Origin of the sequence: Enterobacter cloacae complex sp. R_G8, from assembly GCF_024599795.1 — a bacterium.
GTDB classification, from domain to species: domain Bacteria; phylum Pseudomonadota; class Gammaproteobacteria; order Enterobacterales; family Enterobacteriaceae; genus Enterobacter; species Enterobacter dissolvens.
The window spans coordinates 4,067,322-4,088,133 of the sequence record NZ_CP102246.1 but is presented as its reverse complement, the minus strand read 5'-3'; the positions used below and the strand labels follow the sequence as shown (position 1 = coordinate 4,088,133).

Annotated in this window: 16 protein-coding genes; 10 read left to right on the top strand and 6 right to left on the bottom strand. The window is 56.8% G+C overall.

Features of this window, described 5'->3' with window-relative positions:
- Positions 1 to 62 precede the first annotated feature (62 nt).
- Positions 63 to 962 carry a LysR family transcriptional regulator gene (locus tag NQ842_RS19435; RefSeq protein ID WP_014830817.1) on the top strand — a complete coding sequence of 300 codons (900 nt, stop codon included), beginning with the start codon at positions 63 to 65 and terminating at the stop codon, positions 960 to 962.
- A 16-nt stretch (positions 963 to 978) separates the two neighbouring features.
- The gene (locus NQ842_RS19430; protein WP_194516463.1) at positions 979 to 1,488 is read left to right on the top strand and encodes a hypothetical protein; all 510 of its coding nucleotides are present in this window, start codon (positions 979 to 981) and stop codon (positions 1,486 to 1,488) included.
- Positions 1,489 to 1,519: 31 nt separating this feature from the next.
- Here NQ842_RS19430 and NQ842_RS19425 read toward each other — a convergent pair whose 3' ends face one another.
- The 4 genes from NQ842_RS19425 to NQ842_RS19410 form a co-directional block, all read right to left on the bottom strand.
- A complete protein-coding gene (locus NQ842_RS19425; protein WP_257256222.1) occupies positions 1,520 to 3,304 on the bottom strand; it encodes a diguanylate cyclase in 1,785 nt (594 codons plus the stop codon).
- A gap of 120 nt (positions 3,305 to 3,424) precedes the next feature.
- A complete protein-coding gene (locus NQ842_RS19420) occupies positions 3,425 to 4,534 on the bottom strand; it encodes an AI-2E family transporter (RefSeq protein WP_257256221.1) in 1,110 nt (369 codons plus the stop codon).
- A 118-nt stretch (positions 4,535 to 4,652) separates the two neighbouring features.
- On the bottom strand, positions 4,653 to 5,834 hold the full coding sequence (locus tag NQ842_RS19415) for an amidohydrolase (protein ID WP_047360782.1): 1,182 nt from the start codon (positions 5,832 to 5,834) through the stop codon (positions 4,653 to 4,655).
- Between the two features lie 11 nt (positions 5,835 to 5,845).
- Positions 5,846 to 7,033 carry an MFS transporter gene (locus tag NQ842_RS19410; protein WP_257256220.1) on the bottom strand — a complete coding sequence of 396 codons (1,188 nt, stop codon included), beginning with the start codon at positions 7,031 to 7,033 and terminating at the stop codon, positions 5,846 to 5,848.
- A 127-nt stretch (positions 7,034 to 7,160) separates the two neighbouring features.
- On the opposite strand from NQ842_RS19410, the gene NQ842_RS19405 reads away from it, so the two are divergent.
- The 7 genes from NQ842_RS19405 (at position 7,161) to tauD (ending at position 14,644) form a co-directional block, all read left to right on the top strand.
- Positions 7,161 to 8,069: a LysR substrate-binding domain-containing protein gene (locus NQ842_RS19405; RefSeq protein ID WP_014830823.1), complete on the top strand. Its 909-nt coding sequence runs from the start codon at positions 7,161 to 7,163 to the stop codon at positions 8,067 to 8,069.
- A gap of 237 nt (positions 8,070 to 8,306) precedes the next feature.
- Positions 8,307 to 9,707: an S-methylmethionine permease gene (gene mmuP, locus NQ842_RS19400; RefSeq protein WP_125366364.1), complete on the top strand. Its 1,401-nt coding sequence runs from the start codon at positions 8,307 to 8,309 to the stop codon at positions 9,705 to 9,707.
- Entirely contained in the window at positions 9,694 to 10,626 is a 933-nt protein-coding gene (mmuM, locus tag NQ842_RS19395) for a homocysteine S-methyltransferase (RefSeq protein WP_257256219.1), read from the top strand. The genes mmuP and mmuM overlap by 14 nt, the downstream gene beginning before the upstream one ends.
- Positions 10,627 to 11,234: 608 nt before the next feature.
- Positions 11,235 to 12,197: a taurine ABC transporter substrate-binding protein gene (tauA, locus tag NQ842_RS19390; RefSeq protein WP_014830825.1), complete on the top strand. Its 963-nt coding sequence runs from the start codon at positions 11,235 to 11,237 to the stop codon at positions 12,195 to 12,197.
- A gap of 10 nt (positions 12,198 to 12,207) precedes the next feature.
- Positions 12,208 to 12,975: a taurine ABC transporter ATP-binding subunit gene (gene tauB / locus NQ842_RS19385; protein ID WP_014830826.1), complete on the top strand. Its 768-nt coding sequence runs from the start codon at positions 12,208 to 12,210 to the stop codon at positions 12,973 to 12,975.
- Positions 12,972 to 13,799: a taurine ABC transporter permease TauC gene (tauC, locus tag NQ842_RS19380; RefSeq protein ID WP_046888861.1), complete on the top strand. Its 828-nt coding sequence runs from the start codon at positions 12,972 to 12,974 to the stop codon at positions 13,797 to 13,799. The genes tauB and tauC overlap by 4 nt, the downstream gene beginning before the upstream one ends.
- A complete protein-coding gene (tauD, locus tag NQ842_RS19375) occupies positions 13,796 to 14,644 on the top strand; it encodes a taurine dioxygenase (RefSeq protein WP_013095796.1) in 849 nt (282 codons plus the stop codon). Before tauC ends, tauD begins: the two co-directional genes overlap by 4 nt.
- Positions 14,645 to 14,705: 61 nt before the next feature.
- Here the strand turns inward: tauD and NQ842_RS19370 are convergent, their stop codons facing one another.
- Together NQ842_RS19370 and hemB are read right to left on the bottom strand one after the other, a co-directional pair.
- Positions 14,706 to 16,406 (bottom strand): lysophospholipid acyltransferase family protein, encoded by a 1,701-nt coding sequence (locus tag NQ842_RS19370; RefSeq protein ID WP_118283276.1) that lies wholly within the window; start codon positions 16,404 to 16,406, stop codon positions 14,706 to 14,708.
- 127 nt (positions 16,407 to 16,533) lie between these two features.
- On the bottom strand, positions 16,534 to 17,508 hold the full coding sequence (gene hemB, locus NQ842_RS19365) for a porphobilinogen synthase (protein ID WP_014830830.1): 975 nt from the start codon (positions 17,506 to 17,508) through the stop codon (positions 16,534 to 16,536).
- A gap of 451 nt (positions 17,509 to 17,959) precedes the next feature.
- Between hemB and NQ842_RS19360 the strand changes: the two genes are divergently transcribed.
- Positions 17,960 to 20,734: an autotransporter outer membrane beta-barrel domain-containing protein gene (locus NQ842_RS19360; protein WP_257256218.1), complete on the top strand. Its 2,775-nt coding sequence runs from the start codon at positions 17,960 to 17,962 to the stop codon at positions 20,732 to 20,734.
- Positions 20,735 to 20,812: the final 78 nt, after the last annotated feature.

Here is a 20,812-nt window from a genome sequence, read left to right as displayed (position 1 = left end):
CTCATCACTCCGGAGGGGATAAATTAGCCAGATTGAAAAACATTTGTTCCTGAAAGAGCAAAATGAGCCGCAAATTCGATTATCTCGGAGACGTTGAAGTCTTCATTACTGTTGTTGAACACGGCTCTTTTACTGCCGCAGCGGTTGTCCTTTCCACCACACCCTCTGTCCTGAGTCGCGCGGTTTCCCGCCTGGAAGCGCGTCTTGGACGGCAGTTATTACAGCGAACGACCCGCCGCGTGGGGCTGACGGAGGCCGGACGCGTTTATCTGGAGCAGGCGAGGTCTGCGTTTGCACTGCTTGATGACGCCGAACGCGAGGGGCGGGGCCTGGAAGACGAGCTGACCGGTCGCGTGCGAATGAGCGTTCCAACCACCTATGGGCACTACCGTCTGCCGCCGCTGCTGGCGCGCTTTGCCCAACACTATCCACGCGTAAAGGTGGAGCTGAACATCACCAATCGCAACGTGGATCTGATTGCGGAGGGATTCGATCTGGCGATTCGCCTGGGCCAGTTGCCCGACAGTGGGTTAGTCGCGCGCAAGCTGGAGGACGCGGCGCTGCTGCTGGTCGCATCGCCTGATTACCTGCACCGCATGGGGAGCCCGCAGACGCTGGAGGAGTTGCATCGCCACACCTGTCTGCCCTTTATCATGCCGCGTACCGGACGCATCGCCCCCTGGGTGTTTCGTGATGAGGAACGTGATATTGACTGGCTGCCGGGTTCAACTATCGAAATCTCCGATGATGTACTCGGCGTGGTTTCGCTGGCGGAGCAGGGGATGGGGATCTGCCAGAGCTATGAATTTATCGTCCGCGACAGGATACAGCGCGGTCAGTTAGTCGAGGTGCTGCCACACCTGCGTGGACGGTCGCGGCCGTTCTCCGTGCTCTTCGCACCACACCGACGCCAGTCGGCGGCCACCCGGGCGATGATTGATCTTCTGACCACCCAAAAATGACAGGGACATGCCCACAATGAAAAAAGAGACTTATACCTTTTGGCTCCCACTCATCGCGGGCGGTGTAGCCCTGCTATCTGGTTTTGTGGTCTGGTCAGTTAACGTTTATCGCGTAACATACCTTACGATCCGCGGGGAGCAGTATCTGGCCTGTGGGGCGTTGCTGCTGGCACTGGTGCCGATGGTTATTTTCATCAGAAAGGGACGACTGAAAGGTAAGCGCCTTGCTGGCGCGGTAAAACTATACCTCGGCTTCTTCATTTGCAGCCTGCCGGTTGCCATGTTCGTGATTTTTACAACGGCCTGGCTACTGGAGGGGGACTATTCCTCATGGAGCAAACCTTACCGGTATGAATCCAGTACCCGTCACAGCTGCTCGGGGGCGGAAGTCTACGAGCCGGAATTAAAAAAAGAGATCCGCATCTGTAACCCGAAGGGTAACGTTTATTCCAACTCCACCCTGTACGTGGAAAAGCGGAGCAATGCGCTGGGGATTGTGGTGCTTTGGGCGATCACGCGCGCCTGAGCCGGGGAAGGTCAGGGCGCGTGAATCAGCGTCAGCCCGCCTCCAGCATCCCAAAGCTCACAATACGCGAACGGCCCAGCTCTTTCGCCCGGTATAAGGCCACGTCGGCAGCGCGCAGCAGGTTATCGCTCTGAGCGTGCTGCGGATAGCTGGCGACGCCAATCGACACATCCACCGGGCCAATCTCTGAAAGCCCATAGCGCAGCGACAGCTCATGCACGCCGTTATAAATCTCTTTGGCGCACGCCTGCGCCGCCTCTTCATCGACGCCGGAAAGCAGCACCAGAAACTCTTCGCCGCCATAGCGGAACGCCAGCCCGCTGTCGTGTACGGCGCGTTGTACGATGGAGGCCACGCTTTTGATGACCTGATCGCCCGCTTCATGACCAAAGCGGTCATTGATGCTTTTGAAGTGGTCGATGTCGATCATCAGGCAGCTTACCGGCTCTTCATTGCGCACCGCCTGCGCCATTTGGGTGCGCAGGGTGTCTTCCAGATGATGGCGGTTACGCAAGCCGGTGAGCGGATCGAAGAGGGCTTTTTCCAGCAGGGCATCGCGCAGACGTTGGTTGGCCAGCGCCAGGCCGAGCGCTTCAGCCATCAGCTCCAGATAGGCGCGGGAAGGGGCATTTTCCGCGGTGATATTCTGTAAGGAGAGCAAGCCAATGGCTTCGCCCTGAGCAATCATAGGGACGCACAGCGACGTATGCGTGTGCGACGCCGGTAGATGGTAGCAGGCGATATCCGGCTCGCCGTTCACGGGCGGATGGCTCTGCCCGCGTCTGACCGCCCAGCATTCATCGGGATGGAAAGGTGTATCGTCACCCGGTGGCGAAAGCCACTGTGCGACGCAGCGCATCTGCCACGGATCGCGGTCGAGAATATAGAGCCGCCCGGCAATCCCCGGCGCGATATTGGGGGCGAACAGCTCCGCTACGTTAATCACGTCCGCAAAATTCTCACACCCCTGCAGCCGCTGGGTCATGCGGGCCAGCAGCTCGCGAATGGCCCAGTCGGCGTCGCGCTCTTTTTCCAGTCGCTGTCGTGCGAGGCCATTTTCACGAAAGATCCGGATGGCCTGCGCCATATCGCCAATCTCATCAATCTGGTTGAAATTGGGTGTTTCAACCGCGTAATCCTGCGACGCGAGACGGTGCACCACATCGCTCAGGCGTACCACCGGGCGCAGCACGCGGCGTTTTAAGATAAAACCAAGCACAAACAGGAAAAGAAGGGCAGTAAGACCGACCATCATCTCAGAAGCCGTACGCAGCGCTTTCGATTTTTTCGTCGCCTCCTGAACGGAAGCGATCACCCGCTTGTCGAGTATCTGGCGGAAGTGCTCAATCTGATTCTGGGCGCGTTCCAGCTCCTGTTCATAGGGCATACCGTAGAGCAGGGCAATGGCCTGCGCGTCTTCGCCTCGCGCCATGCTGGTGAGTGCGGCCTGCTGCTCGTCCTGTAACGCATCGACGATTTTTATCCCTTCATGCAGTAAGGAGAGTTCATCATCTGACGCGCCAACATCCTGCAGTTTATCCAGCCGGAGTTCGGTGTTCTTCAGGGTTTTCTCTGACTGATTGTATTCCCTGAGAATTTGCGGATCTTTTTTAATCACGTACAGGCGGGCTAAATCGGACTGTGCCCAGACCTCGATTTCGATTTCTTCCGTAAGCTGATCAAATATCTGCCGCTGTTCAACGGCCTTACGCTCAAGGGTATCGGCATTGGACGCCATCAGCATGATGATGCCGGAAGCGAGGGTCAGGCAGACCGTGGCACCGTAGGCCCAGTTTGTTATCGTCGCGATTCGCACCTGGTGATCCTTTTACGACCAAAGAAGGATGGCGTTCTTTCAAATTATAGAAAACGTTTGATTTAAGGCGAAAAAAAAGGCGGCACAGCGCCGCCTGTCTGGAAGGTTATCGTCAGTGATTTATAAATCTGGAGGGTTTCTTCCCTCTTCAATAAACGCGGCATCCAGCTCTTCGGCGTTACCCGCGTGATCGCGACCGGAGAAGAGATTCCAGCAGGCGATAAACAGCGCGGCAATCAGCGGGCCAATGACAAAGCCGTTAATGCCGTACAGCTCCATCCCGCCAAGCGTTGAGATCAGGATCAGGTAGTCCGGCATTTTGGTGTCTTTCCCCACCAGCAGCGGGCGCAGGATATTGTCCACCAGCCCGACGATAATCACGAAGAAGCCGACAATGAACAGCCCCTGCCAGATCTGGTGCGTCGCGAAGAGGAAAATGGCGGCCGGAACCCAGACAATCGCCGACCCCACCGCAGGCACCAGGGAGAGGAAGGCCATCAGCGCACCCCAGAGGATGCTGCCGTCGATACCGGCAATGGCAAACGCAATCCCGCCGAGCGTACCCTGAACCACCGCGACAACCGCCGTGCCTTTTACCGTCGCCCGCGAGACGCCGACAAACTTGGCGAACAGGTGTTGTTTGGCGAAATCGGACAGCGGCAAGGAGTCGAGGATCTGGCGCACCAGGAACGGCCCGTCTTTCAGCAGGAAGAACAGCAGATACAGCATGATGCCGAAGCTAATGGCAAAGCCAAAGGTCCCTTTGCCGATCAGAAACGCGCTGCCCGCCAGATACTGCCCGCCCTGCAGGGCGACATCGGAGAGTTTTTTCTGGATCTGCGCGGCGTTGGTCAGGTTGTGATCGGCCAGGAAACCGCTGGCCCAGTCTGGCAGATGGTTAAAGATGCTCGCCACCACCTCCGGGAATTGCGTGTTGTTCTCCTGCAGTTTGGTGTACACCACGTTCAGCTCTATGGCGAGCGAGGAGAGGATCACCATCAACGGGATAAAGACGATCAGGCAGATGATCCCGATAGTCAGCAGCGAAGCCAGCCCGTTACGATCCCCCAGCGCGGCGCGCAGCTTGTTTTTAACCGGGTTAAAGATGACGGTCAGAATGGCGGCCCACAGAATGACGGAGAAGTAGGGCGATAGCACGTCGAAAAACGCCCACGTCACGAGGGCGAGAATAAAGATAAAGAAACCTTTGGTCAGTCCGTTAAAGCGCATCAGTCAGTCCTGGTTACTAAGAAACAGTGTCGACTATAGAACTGATTGACGAATTTACCAACCATTGCACCGGCCTGCGCAAGCCGCGCACCGCCGGGCAATGTCAGGAGTGGAGGGATCAAATCTCCTCAAATAACGAACTGACCAGCGCAACGTGCGTTTTCACGCCCACCGCCAGCGCGGCCTCGTCGATGCGAAAGTGTGGATTATGGACGTTCCAGACGGCGCCTTTTTCCTCATTGCCGCAGCCGATGAACAGGAATGTTCCCGGAACCTTCTCCTGATACGAGGAGAAATCCTCGCTGCCGAACAGGGCCCGATCGGCAAGCTGCAGCGTTCCTTCTCCAAAATGCGCCGCCATCGCCGCTTTGGCGATGGCATTGGTCTCGGCATGGTTGTTGCCAACGGCGTAACCCTGCTGCCAGCGGATCTCACAGCGCGCGCCGTGGGCACTGACGACGCCCTCGACAATACGCTGCATCAGCTGCGGAACCTGCTCGCGCACCTGCTGATTGTGCGTACGCACCGTTCCGGCCAGGCGGGCGCTGTCCGGGATCACGTTATAGCTGTCACCAGCCTGGAAGGTCGCGATGGTCAGTACCGGGGCGTTAATCGGGTCGAGATTACGCGCCACCACGTTTTGCAGCGCGGTGACGACTTCAGCGCCGATCACCACCGGGTCGATGCAGAACTGCGGCATTGAGCCGTGTCCGCCCTGGCCGAAGAGCGTGATATCAAAGTTATCGCTGGAGGCGACATAGACGCCCTCTTTCAGGGTAATTTTACCGGTAGGACTGGTCGGAAAAACGTGCAGACCGAAGATCTTCTCGACGTCGTCAACCACGCCTTTCTCCACCAGTTCGCGCGCACCGCCCGGTGGCACTTCTTCGGCAGGCTGGAAGATAAACTTGATGCTGCCGCAGAGCTGGCTGCGCAGATGACAGAGCACTTTCGCTGCCCCCATCAGCATGGCGGTGTGGGCATCGTGACCGCAGGCATGCATCACGCCGGGTTTGGTTGAGCTGAATGCTTCACCGCTCTCTTCCTGCAGCGGCAGGGCGTCGATATCTGCACGCAGTGCCCACATCGGGCCGGGTTTTTCACCCTGTAATACCGCCACCACGCTGTTCTCCAGCGGGCGGCTAATCGTCAGCTCCGGCAGATTCGCCAGTTCACGGGCGATAAAATCTGCGGTCGGCTTTTCCTGAAATGAGAGATCCGGGTTGGCATGAATATGCCTGCGCCAGCGGATCACCTCGTCGTGAACGTCGCGGATAAGGTTTTCAGTGCTACTTTTCATGACAGTCTCCTTCAGTCAGTCACCGGCAGTGAGGGTGCAGGTTTTTTTATCAGTGGCACTATCGCCACACCCGCGCACACCATTGCCAGTGACAGGAAAATAAATGCGCTTTCATAACTGTGGCTTTTTCCAACGAGATAGCCAATCACAACCGGTGAAACGAAGCCCCCCAGCGTCCCTCCGGTGTTTATCAGACCGATGGCCGAGCCCATGATGTTCTCCGGCAGGCGTTTCATTGGCAGGGTAAACGCGGTCACAAAGGTGGCCATCAGGAAGATCTCCCCCACAAACAGCAGGATGCTGGCACTCACCGCCGTGGCGGTGTGGAAGATGCCGAGAATGGCGGCCGCGCTCACCAGTGCGCAGATCAAAATCACCTGTGGCTCGCGGTGGTGGAAGTATTTTCCGACCAGCCAGCCGGTGCACAACGATGAAAGCCAGATCCCCGCGCCGCCAGCCGCCACGATATAACCGGACACCTCAATCGGCATGCCCATGCTCTGGACAAAGAATTTAGGCAGCCAGGCCAACAGGCCATAGCTTGGGATATTGATGCAAAACACCGAGAAAAACAGCAGCAGCACCGTAGGGTTACGCCACAGCGCCTCGCGTTGCCCGTGCGCGGCCTGGCGTGGCGCGGGTTTCTGATACGGCACGCGCAAGGCGATCAGCAGGGCAATGGCGCAGGCCACGATCCCCAGTGCCACAAACGAGGCGTGCCAGCCCAGGTGTGCCAGCGCCGAGACGGCCACAATCGGCCCGACGGTCATCGCCAGCCCGGCGGAGGAGAGCAGAACCGACTGGGCGAAGGTGCGTTTTTCCAGCGTAAAATTGCTGACCACCGCTTTCGCGCAGGAGCAGGGATAGCCGGAATGCCCCACGCCGGAGAGAAAGCGAAACACCAGCAGCAGGCCAAAGGTCATACCCAGCGCGCCAAAGCAGAGGGCGAAGATCCCCAGCGCACACAGAGAAAGGATCAGCATGGTTTTGTAGCCGACTCTGTCGTTTAGCCAGCCCGCAGGCACCTGAAAGAGGGAGTAGGCGAGAAAGAAGATCCCGGTGATATAGCCCAGCTGCGCGGTGGTGAGCCCGAACTCCTTTTCGATTGGCAGCAGGGCAAAACCCATTACGGTTTTATCGATGTAGACCACGACATAGCCGATAAAAAGCAAAAAAATCATCTGTGACTGGCTTTTCATTCTGTTTTCCGCCTGACGTCAGTGTGCGATGAGAAATGTTGTGTGCACCCTGAATCTAGGGGTTTACCCGACAGGCGGGAAGATATAATTTTTCTATAGGTGATGCTTTTTTGTTATAGGGCGAGCGATGAAATATCTGCCAAAACTCGGCCATCTTCAGGCCTTTCGTCAGGTGGCGCGCAGCGGCAGTATCCGTTCGGCCGCCCGGGAACTGGGCGTTTCGCAGCCCGGATTGAGCCGGACATTGCGTGAGCTTGAGCAAACTTTAGGCACCCAACTTTTATTGCGCAGCAAAGAGGGGATTGCGCTTACCGAGGCGGGAAGGGCGTTTTCCCAACGGGCGGAGTGGGTGCTTGAAGAGTTGCGGCGTGCGGCGGATGAAGTGGAGCAGATTAACCATTTTACTCACGGGCGTCTGACGGTGGGGTTCTCTTCGCTTATTGCGCTGACCGTCTTTCCTGATGTGGCCGGGGCGTTCAAGAAAACGCTGCCCCAGGTCTTGCTGACGGTGAAGGAGGGGCAGCTCTCTTCGCTTCTGCCTGGTGTACGAAACGGTGAAATAGATATGGCTATTGGCTCAGTGGATCCGATGGCGCCGCCGGAAGGGGTGATGATCGAACCGCTGTTTACCTCGCCGTTTTGCATCATCGCGCGCAAGGGGCACCCACTGGCAGAAGCCCGCGATCTGATGGCGCTGCGTCAGGCCAAATGGCTACTGCCGGAGTCATCCATGGGCTACTACCAGCAGCTACAAAATGAGCTCAGCCATTTTTATCGACAGGTGGATATCACCCCGCTGCGCACCGATTCCGTCATCACGGGGCTAAATATGGTGCTTAACGCGGACTATCTGACGGTGGTCGCGCGGGCGATGTGTCAGCCGCTGCAGCTTGATGACAAGCTGGTGGCGTTGCCCATCACCCAACTGCCGTCGGCGCAGTATTGCGCGGTGTGGTCGCAAAAGTCGGCGATGACCACCAACGCCCGTCAGTTTTTGATTCGCCTGCGCGAAGCATGCAGAGGGTTTAGCTGGTAGCGGACAGATACGACTTTTGTCTGAGCCAGAATCGCAGCCGTCCGCGCCATGCTGTAAGTATCTGCTTGCGGAGGTGCTTATGGCCTGGCGTCCGATTCTGTATGTGATCCTCACAACCCATCCCCGACTCAGTGCGCGACGCGCCCGGTTGCGTCTGGTCGTCTAGCTTTTTTATGTTATTCGCGGTATAACACACCTTCTTTGGATGTTTAGATGTCCATACGTATAGAAGGTAATATGCAAACACAACAAGAAAATGGGCAGCTAAAGCGCACCATGAAAACACGCCACCTGATTATGCTCTCGCTGGGTGGCGTGATTGGCACAGGGTTATTCTTTAATACCGGTTATATCATTTCGACAACCGGGGCAGCAGGCACGCTGCTGGCCTATCTCATTGGCGCACTGGTGGTCTGGCTGGTGATGCAGTGTCTGGGCGAACTGTCGGTGGCAATGCCGGAAACCGGCGCATTTCACGTCTATGCCGCTCGTTACCTCGGCCCGGCGACGGGCTATACCGTGGCGTGGCTGTACTGGCTCACCTGGACGGTGGCGCTTGGATCGAGCTTTACCGCCGCCGGGTTCTGTATGCAGTACTGGTTCCCACAGGTGCCCGTCTGGGTGTGGTGCGTGGTCTTCTGCGTGGTGATTTTTGGCCTTAACGTCATCTCCACGCGTTTCTTTGCCGAGGGCGAATTCTGGTTCTCGCTGGTGAAAGTTATCACCATCATCGCCTTTATTATTCTTGGCGGTGCGGCGATCTTTGGCTTTATCCCGATGCAGGACGGTTCGTCTGCGCCGGGCCTGAGCAACATTACCGCTGAAGGCTGGTTCCCGCACGGCGGCCTGCCGATCCTGATGACCATGGTGGCGGTGAACTTTGCCTTCTCCGGCACTGAACTTATCGGCATTGCGGCGGGCGAAACGGAAAACCCGCATAAGGTTATTCCGGTGGCGATCCGCGCGACCATTGCCCGACTGATCATCTTCTTTATCGGCACCGTGTTTGTGCTGGCGGCGCTGATCCCGATGCAGCAGGCCGGGGTGGAGAAGAGCCCGTTTGTGCTGGTGTTTGAAAAAGTCGGGATCCCGTATGCGGCAGATATCTTTAACTTTGTGATTTTGACCGCGATCCTCTCGGCGGCAAACTCCGGTCTGTACGCCTCAGGGCGCATGCTGTGGTCGCTTTCTAACGAGAAAACGCTGCCGCGCTGCTTTGCACGCGTCAATAAAAACGGCGTGCCGCTGACGGCGCTCTCCGTTTCCATGCTCGGTGGGGTGCTGGCGCTCTTCTCAAGCGTGGTTGCGCCGGACACGGTGTTTGTGGCGCTGTCGGCCATTTCCGGTTTTGCGGTGGTGGCGGTGTGGATCAGCATCTGCGCGTCGCACTTTGTCTTCCGTCGTCGTCACCTGCAGTCCGGACAGCCGCTGTCTGCTCTGCACTATCGCGCGCCGTGGTATCCGCTGGTGCCGGTGCTCGGGTTTATCCTCTGTGTGGTGGCATGTATCGGCCTGTGGTTTGATCCGAGCCAGCGCATTGCCCTTTATTGTGGCCTGCCGTTCGTTGCCCTGTGTTATGGTGCCTACTACCTGACCCGAAACCTGACATCGCAGGAGCCTGAACATGTCGCAGAATAATCCGCTTACCGCCCTCCTTGAAAAGCAGCCGTTTATGGTGCTGGATGGCGCAATGGCAACTGAACTGGAAGCGCGCGGGTGCAACCTTGCAGACAACCTCTGGTCTGCCAAAGTATTGATGGAAAACCCGGAGCTTATCCGTGAAGTCCACCTCGACTACTACCGCGCGGGTGCGCAGGTGGCGATCACCGCCAGCTATCAGGCCACACCTTCGGGCTTTGCGGCGCGCGGTCTGGACGAGGCGCAGTCCCGCGCGTTAATCGGTAAAAGCGTGGAGCTGGCGCGTAAGGCACGTGAAGCATATCTGGCGGAAAATCCGCAGGCGGGCACGCTGCTGGTGGCGGGGTCCGTTGGGCCGTATGGCGCCTATCTGGCGGATGGCTCTGAGTATCGCGGTGATTATGTGCGTCGTGCTGAAGAGTTCACCGCATTTCATCGTCCGCGCATTGAGGCGTTGCTGGATGCGGGGGCGGATCTGCTGGCTTGCGAAACGCTCCCCTCCTTTGAGGAGATCAAGGCGCTGGCAGCACTTGTGGCTGAGTATCCCCGCGCCCGGGCGTGGTTCTCGTTTACCCTGCGCGACAGCGAGCACCTGAGCGACGGGACGCCGCTGCGGGAGGTTGTTGCGGCCCTGAAAGATAATACACAGGTCGTGGCGCTCGGCATCAACTGTATCGCGCTTGAAAACACCACCGCGGCCCTGAAACACCTGCACAGCCTGACGGCATTGCCGCTGGTGGTCTACCCGAATTCGGGCGAGCATTATGATGCGGTGACCAAAACCTGGCACCATCACGGTGAAGCGTGCGAGACCCTGGCGGGATATTTGCCCCAGTGGCTGGAGGCCGGTGCCAGATTAATCGGTGGATGCTGTCGCACCACGCCGAAGGATATTGCTGAGCTGACGTCTCAGCGCTAATACCTTCACCCTAACCCTCTCCCATGGAGGAGAGGGTTCTCCAGTAATTTTTTAACCATAAGCGATAACGCTGCTCTCAGAATGACTGAGAGCATTCAGCGATGCCCTGGTCCGGCTGTAAATCGCTGAGGCGTTTCCTGCTGGCCGGGGCGAGGCGCATGGATGCGCCGAGAGGGCGGCTTTACAGGGACGTTACATCCGCCCGTCCCCGATAAGCCGGAAGGAATAAGCCGAAGGCACCGCGAAGCGGCGATTTACCGCCGGGAGCCCGGGTCGCCAGGGTGGTGGCGACTGAGCCACCCTGGCACGTTCACCGGTCATGTGGTTACAGAGTAGCAAGGCACATAAAGTGAACGGAATAACCACCAGAGCTGTATGTTCCCCCTCACCCCAGCCCTCTCCCCCAGGAGGAGAGGGGGCCGTCCGTGCGTGCTTTTTCTGCGGGGAGCCCTCAGCCCACGGGAGAGGGAAAAACACTGCACAAAATTCACTATCCTTTCCCGCTTTTTTTCTAAAAACGAATCGTAATTAACGATTCTTTTTTATTCCTTTATCAAAATTCCCGCGCCGGAAATACTGCCCTCATAACAACAAGGGGAGCAGACATTATGGCCATTTCATCGCGAATCACTTTACTCGGCGCGCTGGCGCTGTGGGCATTTCAGGCGCAGGCGGTGGACGTCACCGTCGCGTATCAAACCTCCGCAGAGCCTGCGAAAGTCGCGCAGGCGGATAACACCTTTGCCAAAGAGAGCGGCGCAAACGTCGACTGGCGTAAGTTCGACAGCGGGGCGGCCGTGGTGCGTGCGCTTGCGTCCGGCGACGTGCAGATTGGTAATATCGGCTCCAGCCCGCTGGCGGTAGCGGCCAGCCAGCAGGTGCCGATTGAAGTCTTCCTGCTCGCTTCACAGCTGGGTAACTCTGAAGCGCTGGTGGTGAAGAAAAACATCACCAAACCAGAAGACCTGATCGGCAAGCGCATCGCCGTGCCGTTCATTTCGACCACTCACTACAGCCTGCTGGCGGCGCTGAAACACTGGGGTATCAAGCCAGGCCAGGTGCAAATCATTAATCTGCAGCCGCCGGCGATTATTGCGGCCTGGCAGCGCGGCGATATTGATGGCGCATACGTCTGGGCACCGGCTGTCAATGAGCTGGAAAAAGACGGCACCGTGCTGACCGACTCCGAAAAAGTGGGCCAGTGGGGCGCGCCAACGCTCGACGTGTGGGTGGTGCGCAAAGATTTTGCCGAGAAACATCCTGAGGTCGTGAAGGCCTTTGCCAAAAGCGCCATCGACGCTCAGCAGCCCTATATCAGCAACCCGGATGCATGGCTGAAGCAGCCTGCCAATCTCGAAAAACTGTCCCGTCTGAGCGGCGTGCCGCAAGCGGACGTGCCGGGGCTGGTGAAAGGTAATACCTATCTCACGCCTGCCCAGCAGGTACAACAGCTGACCGGGCCGGTAAACAAAGCGATTGTCGATACCGCCACGTTCCTGAAAGAGCAGGGCAAAGTGCCTGCGGTGGCGGCGGACTATAGCCAGTACGTGACCGATCGCTTTGTGAAATAAGGGGGCTGCGATGCTGACTATTACAAATCTGTCTGCTGATTACGGTGGCAAACCGGCCCTGGAGAACATCAACCTGACGCTGGAGAGCGGTGAACTGCTGGTTGTGCTTGGCCCGTCCGGGTGTGGGAAAACCACGCTGCTGAATCTGATTGCCGGGTTTGTACCGTATCAGCATGGCTCTATTCAACTGGAAGGGAAAAAAGTGGCAGGCCCGGGCGCTGAGCGCGGCGTGGTCTTCCAGAATGAAGGCCTGCTTCCCTGGCGCAACGTGCAGGAAAACGTGGCTTTCGGTTTGCAACTGGCGGGCGTAAGCCGCGAGCAACGGCTGGCAACAGCACGGGACATGCTCAAAAAGGTCGGTCTTGAAGGGGCTGAAAAACGGTTTATCTGGCAGCTTTCCGGCGGTCAGCGCCAGCGGGTCGGCATTGCCCGCGCGCTGGCGGCCAACCCGCAGCTGCTATTGCTGGATGAGCCGTTCGGGGCGCTGGATGCCTTTACCCGCGAGCAGATGCAAACCCTGCTTTTACGCCTGTGGCATGAAACGGGTAAACAGGTGCTGCTGATCACCCACGATATCGAAGAGGCGGTGTTTATGGCGACCGAGCTGGTGCTGCTGTCCCCTGGCCCGGGGCGCGTGCTGGAGCGGCTGCCGCTTGAGTTTGCCCGTCGCTATGTCGCGGGGGAGCCGGTGCGCAGCATCAAATCCGATCCACGGTTTATCGAACAGCGTGAATACGTCTTAAGCCGTGTGTTTGAACAACGGGAGGCCTTCTCATGAGCATCGTCTTCAGCGAGAAAACGCGACGCGCGCGCCCGGCCTTTCGCTGGCCTTTCTCGCGCCAGATCACACTCAGTGTCGGCACGCTGCTGGTGCTGCTGGCGGTCTGGTGGCTGGTTGCCGCGCAGGCATGGGTCAGTCCGCTGTTTCTGCCGCCGCCGGGGCAGGTGCTGGCAAAACTGATCACCATTGCCGGGCCGCAGGGCTTTATGGACGCTACGCTCTGGCAGCACTTAGGTGCAAGCCTGGCGCGCATTCTGGTGGCGCTGCTGGCGGCGGTCATTATCGGCATTCCGGTCGGCATCGCGATGGGCTTAAGCCCGACGGTGCGCGGGATCCTCGACCCGCTGATTGAGCTTTACCGTCCGGTGCCGCCGCTGGCCTATCTGCCGCTGATGGTGATCTGGTTTGGCATCGGTGAAACGTCAAAAATCCTGCTGATTTATCTGGCGATTTTCGCCCCGGTTGCTATGTCGGCCCTGGCGGGTGTCAAAAGCGCTCAGCAGGTGCGGATCCGCGCGGCGCAGTCGCTGGGAGCCAGCCGGACACAGGTGCTGCTGTTCGTGATTTTACCGGGCGCACTGCCGGAGATTTTAACCGGATTACGCATCGGCCTTGGCGTGGGCTGGTCAACCCTGGTGGCGGCAGAGCTGATCGCCGCCACCCGAGGGTTAGGGTTTATGGTGCAGTCGGCGGGGGAGTTTCTGGCGACTGACGTGGTACTGGCCGGGATTGCGGTTATCGCCGTGATCGCCTTTGGATTAGAACTGGGGCTGCGCGCGCTGCAGCGTCGTCTGACGCCCTGGCATGGAGAAATACAATGAGTGAACGTCTGACCATTACCCCGCTGGGGCCATATATTGGTGCGCAGGTGTCGGGCCTGGATGTGACCCGTCCGCTGAGCGATAACCAGTTTGAGCAGCTTTATCACGCGGTGCTGCGCCATCAGGTGGTATTCCTGCGTGAACAGGCTATCACCCCGCAGCAGCAGCGCGCCCTGGCACTGCGCTTTGGCGATCTGCATATCCATCCGGTTTATCCGCATGCGGAAGGGGTGGAGGAGATTATTGTGCTCGACACGCATAACGATAACCCGCCGGACAACGACAACTGGCACACGGATGTGACGTTTATCGAGACGCCACCTGCAGGGGCGATTCTTTCGGCGAAGCTGCTGCCGGAGACGGGCGGCGATACGCTGTGGGCCAGCGGCATTGCGGCCTTTGAGGCGCTGTCCGCACCGTTCCGGACGTTGCTAAGCGGCCTGCGGGCGGAGCATGACTTCAAAAAATCGTTCCAGGAGTACAAGTACCGCAAAACAGAAGCGGAGCATCAGCGCTGGCAGGAGGCGGTTGCGAAACATCCGCCGCTGCTCCATCCGGTCGTGCGCACCCATCCGGTAACCGGCAAGCAGGCGCTGTTTGTGAATGAGGGATTCACGACGCGGATTGTGGACGTGACGGAAAAAGAGAGCGAGGCGCTGTTACGTTTCCTGTTTGCGCATATCACCAAACCGGAGTTTCAGGTGCGCTGGCGCTGGCAGGAGAACGATCTGGCGATCTGGGATAACCGCGTGACACAGCACTATGCAAATGCGGATTATCTGCCACAGCGCCGGATTATGCAGCGGGCGACAATTTTAGGTGATAAGCCGTTCTACCGTCCTTGACCCCGTCGCTCCGTAGGCCGGGTGGCGGCTACGCCTTGCCCGGCCTACAAAAACCGCCCATTTAAAGGTGCGCCTCAATATACCGCTGATAGCGATTTGCCTTGAGGTAGCACAAGTCCACCAGCACCAGCCCGTCGATGCAGTTGTTGAACGCCGGGTCGCTGCCAAAATCGATAAACTGCACGCCGCCGGGTTCACACAGCTCGGAATACTGTTTGTAGAGCGGCGGAATACCGCAACCCAGATTACCGAGCAGGGATTTCAGCTTCGTCAGGTCATCCACGTAATCCACCCCGCCAAACTGCGCCAGCACGTCCGGCAGGGAGGCAGGATAAGGCTGACGTGACGCGGCTAAGGGATGTGTCGCCGGGAACCAGAGACGGTAAAACGCCACCAGCAGATCCCGTGCGGCAGGTGGTAAGCCACCGGAAATCGAGACCGGGCCAAACAGATAGCGGTAGTGCGGATAACGCGCCAGATAGGCACCAATACCGGACCACAAATAATCCAGGCCGCGACGGCCCCAGTAGCGCGGTTGTATAAAGCTGCGTCCCAGTTCAATGCCGTGTTCCAGCACGTCCTGCATTTTGTCGTCGTAGTGGAACAGACTGTAGCTATAAAGTCCTTCCAGACCGCGTTGTTCGACCTGTCTGGCTGTCGGCATAAAACGATAGGCGCCGACGATCTCCAGATCCTCTTCATCCCACAGGATCAGGTGCAGATAGTCATCGTCGTAACTGTCGGTGTCCCGACGTTTACCGCTCCCTTCCTCCACGGCGCGAAACGCGATTTCGCGCAGTCGTCCCAGTTCGCGCAGCAGGGGAGCCTCTTCCTGTCCGTTGCGTTGCCACAGATAAATGGTTTTGCCATCGCTGGTTTTGCCCAGACATTCGGCCTGGGCCAGCTCGCGCTTCAGCGTGGCCCGGTCTTCCGGGCGGGCAATGGCGCATTGAGTTTTAAAGACACCAGGCACTCCCTTGCCAAGACGTATCACGTGCTGACGGCACTGCTCGGCCATCTCACGCGATGAAAGGTTTGCGCTATACCAGTGGTGCCAGGCTATCTGCTGGCCGATCTTTACTGGTAGCTGGCTGTGGCGGCGGCGGAACATCTGCTGCATCAGCAGGAGCATCGATACGGTGGGGGACACCAGCGTGCTGGCATAAAAGAGCAGGCTATTATGGGCCTGAATATGCACCGGCAGCAGCGGTACGCGCAGCTTACTGGCGAGTTTAATAAAGCCGGGGTGCCATTTTTTATCGCGGATCCCTTTGCGCGTAGGACGGGACACTTCTCCCGCCGGGAAGAAGATCAGCACCCCTGCGTTTTGCAGATGCTGTTCCATCTGCGTCAGGGAGGTTTTTGCCGTTCTGCCGCCCATGTTGTCCACCGGAATAAACAGCGAGCTAAGCGGTTCAAGGTGGGTCAGCATCCGGTTAGTGACGACTTTCACATCGCGCCGTACACGGGAAACGGCATACAGCAGTGCCAGCCCGTCCAGCGTGCCTGTCGGGTGGTTGGCAATAATGACCAGCGGGCCATGTTCAGGGATTTGTTCGAGATCGCGGGCGGAAACGGTGCAGAGAATATCGAGGTGCTCCAGAACTTGCTCCACCATATCCAGGCCTTTCAGATGGCGGTGTGTCGCGGCAAATTGCTGGAATTCTTCTTCGTAGAACAGTCTTTTTAACAGACTTTTTTGCCAGGGTGCAGGCCTCGCCTGAGGCCAAAGGTCGTCGAGAACGCTATCGAGACTAAACATGGTTACTCCTCCTGCCGTCTTGCTCAGACAGTAGAAGGGAGAGATGTCGGTTGTATTGCAGTTTGGTGAAGATTAGCGCAGAGAGGAGGCCGGGTAAGGCAAAGCCGCCACCCGGCGCTAAAGCGGATTAACGCAGAATTTTCTTCTCGGCCAGATCCAGTGCAAAGTAGCTGAAGATCAGATCCGCGCCGGCACGTTTGATCGCGCCCAGGCTTTCCAGGATCACTTTCTCTTCGTCGATCGCACCCGCCTGCGCGGCGAATTTGATCATCGCGTACTCGCCGCTCACCTGGTATGCACCCAGCGGCAGCTCGGTGCGCTCGCGAATGTCACGCAGGATATCCAGATACGCGCCAGCCGGTTTCACCATCAGGCAATCTGCGCCCTGGGCTTCATCCAGCAGCGATTCACGGATGGCTTCACGGCGGTTCAGCGGGTTCATCTGATAGGTTTTGCGATCGCCCTTCAGCGCTGTACCGGCCGCTTCACGGAACGGACCGTAGAACGAAGAGGCAAACTTAGTGGAGTAGGACATGATGGCGGTATCGGTGAATCCGGCCGCATCAAGCGCCTGGCGGATCGCCTGAACCTGCCCGTCCATGGCAGCGGAAGGTGCGATGAAATCCGCACCGGCTGCTGCTGCTACCACCGCCTGCTTGCCGAGATTCAGCAAAGTGGCGTCGTTATCGACACCGTGATCGCACAGCACACCGCAATGGCCATGTGAGGTGTATTCACAGAAACAGGTGTCTGACATGACGATCATTTCCGGCACGGTCTCTTTGCAGATCCGTGACATACGGGCGACTAAACCGTCTTCTTTCCAGGCATCGCTGCCGGTAGCGTCAGTGTGGTGGGAGATGCCAAAGGTCATCACCGAGCGGATCCCCGCGTTGGCGATACGTTCTATCTCACGTGCCAGATATTTTTCCGGAATGCGCATCACGCCTGGCATGGCCTCGATGGCTTTGTAGTCATCGATCTCTTCTTCAACAAAAATCGGCAACACCAGATCGTTTAGGGTCAGTGTTGTCTCTTCAAACATAGCGCGCAGTGCCGGTGACTTGCGCAGACGACGGGGACGAGCAATTAAATCGGTCATGATATGCCTGACGTTTGTGTGACAAAGAAGGCTAGTGTACATGAAAGTGGGGGAGAGGGTTTTACGAAAGTAGGCTTTTTGTTAATGCGAAATGCGGTTTGCAATGTTTCATATGGTCAATAGAGATAACCAGCACCAGCATGTTTTTTAAATGCGTAAGATATTGGTGTCATTTCTATATTGAAGTAAATGTATCATTAATAATGATCTATTATTCTTTATTATATTATCCATGTTTATATCTGGTGATTTTAATTCGCTGTTTTTATAGTGTTTATTTCTGGTTTTTAATGCCGCTGCATTTTTTTCATGTTATTAGTCTGTATACGGACTTAATGGAATCATTCATTGAACCTTTTCGAAATGAAAATGCATAATTCCCTCCGCAATACAATGTTGCCAAATGATTTGATGGACAAACTTGCTTACGTCCCTGAGGAGGGATGACCCAATGCAAACATGGAAAAAGAAACTGGTTGTATCACAACTTGCATTAGCCTGCACGCTGGCTATCGCTTCTCAGGCCAATGCGAAAGATATTTCTGGTACCACATATAATACCTTCGGATATGATAATACAGCATCAACCCCCTGGTATTATGGCTACACTGACTGGGATTACTCGGATGCCACCCATGACGGTGATATTTATCCGGTGATTAATAAGTCAACGGTGAACGGCGTTATTTCCACGTACTACCTTGACGATGGCGTCAATGGAAGAGCGAATGCGCTGAGCATTTCTAATAGCACCATTAATGGCATGATCACCTCAAAGTGCATGACCACCACATGTGCTGACGGGGTTGATACGGACGGCTCGACCCATACGCCGTACGATCGTTTTAGCCTGACCGTCGATCACTCCACCATTAACGATACCTATGAGCATTATGCGTATGATGTTCTGAATGGTGACAACACCGAAACCCACTATCTGGATACCTATGGACTGGGTAACGCGATCACGCTGGATGTGGAATCGGATATTGTTATCCAGAACAACTCCCACGTTGCTGGCATCACGCTGACACAGGGTTACCATGAACTGGACAATACCCCGTATGACGGTGTTGAAGGCGTTGCGGATAGCAGTAATGTCTTTACCAACACCCTGGTGGTCAAAGACTCTGTTCTGACGTCTGGTGCCTACAGCGATCTGGGTACCAGCGGGTTCTATGGTCAAACCGCGAAGCCGAGCGACTACGGTGAAACCAACGCGACCGGGGCAGATGACGCGGCGCTGATAGTTGCTGCGGGCGCGTCCGATAACGCGATGCAAACCACCGCCACGTTTGATCACTCTACCGTTACCGGCGATATTCTGTTCTCCAGCACCTTCGACAACAATTTCTACGAAAATGGCGACCCGGCAACCGATACCACCGAAGACGGGGTGTATAACCCAACCACCAACGGCTGGGATGGTACCGATAAGCTGGATGTCACGCTGACTAACGGCAGCAAATGGGTTGGCGCTGCGCAATCCAGCGTTGAAGCGATCGGCACCGCGCAAATGTATGGTGAGGGTTACAGCAGCGTTGACTGGAGAACCCTGTCTCCAAACAGCATCTGGCCTGATTCCACTTATGACACCAACGGTCACGTTGCAGGTGAAGAGGTGTATCAGAGCGGTCTGTTCAACATCACCCTGGACAACGGTTCTGAGTGGGACACCCGCAAACTGTCTAACATCGATACGCTGGCTGTGAATAACCAGTCGCAGGTGAATGTTGAAAACTCTGGCCTGCTGGCGGATTCCATCACCCTGACCAACGTCTCTACCCTGAACATTGGCGACAGTGGCGCAGTGGCGACAGACAGCCTGTATCTGGACAGCTACAGCCGTGCCGCTCTGACGGAAGAAACAGCTGAACTGTATGCCAACACCATCACCGTCGACAACGGTGCGGAACTGGCGTTAGGGCTGGGTCAGGTGGACACGCACAATATGGTACTGACCGATGGCGGGGTGCTGAACGTTGCCAGCCGTGATTACGTGCTGAACAGCGATCTGACCAACGCCCGCTTTATCACCAATGACAAGAGCAAAGCCGATTACGACTATGGCGTCGTGGCGCTTAACTCAGACGGTCATCTGGCGGTGAATGGTGATGTGGCAGGTAACTACACCGTGCGTATCGACGATGCGACCGGCGCCGGTTCTGTTGCTGATTATAAAAACAAAGAGATCATCCGCGTTTATGACAACAATGCGGATACTGCGGCGAGCTTTACTGCCGCAAACAAAGCTGATTTAGGCGCCTATACCTACCAGGCGCAGCAGAAGGGTGACACGGTTGTTCTGCAGCAGAAAGCGTTGACCGACTATGCCAATATGGCGCTGAGCATTCCGTCAGCGAATACCAATATCTGGGATCTGCAACAGGACACCGTCGGAACGCGTCTCACCAACAGCCGTCACGGTCTGGCCGATAACGGCGGGGCGTGGGTAAGCTACTTCGGCGGCAACTTCGACGCCGATAATGGCGTTGTCAGCTACGATCAGGACGTCAGCGGGATTATGGTTGGTCTGGATACCCAGATTGACGGTAACAATGCGAAGTGGATCGTCGGCGGTGCGGCAGGTTTCGCGAAAGGGGATATCAGCGATCGTACCGGTCAGGTTGATCAGGATAGCCAGACGGCAATGCTCTATGCCTCTGCGAAGTTTGCCAATGATCTCTTCCTCGACAGCTCCCTGAGCTATACCCGTTTCAATAACGATCTCTCCGCGACCATGAGCAACGGTCAGTACGTGGACGGTAATACCACGACAGATGCGGTAGGCTTCGGTATGAAACTGGGTTATGACTGGAAACCAAACCTGTCCGGCTATGTCACGCCGTATGCGGCCGTGTCTGGACTGTTCCAGTCGGGTGATGACTACCGGTTAAGCAACGACATGCGTATTGATGGCCAGTCTTACGACAGCCTGCGCTATGAACTTGGTCTGGATGCGGGCTACACCTTCAACTACGGAGGAGAGCAAGCCCTGACACCATACTTCAAGCTGGCGTATGTGTATGACGATGCTGACAACAATGCGGACGTAAATGGCGACAGCATCGACAACGGTGTTGAAGGCTCTGCTGTCCGTGTAGGGCTGGGCACACAGTTCAGTTTCACCAAAAACTTCAGTGCATACACCGATGCCACTTACCTGGGCGGCGGCGACGTTGACCAGAACTGGGGCGCTAATGTGGGTGTGAAATATACCTGGTAATGTATAAAAGCGGGGGAATATATCCCCCGCTTTTTCATCTAAAAAAATAATATTGAACCGACAAATACGGATGTCCTG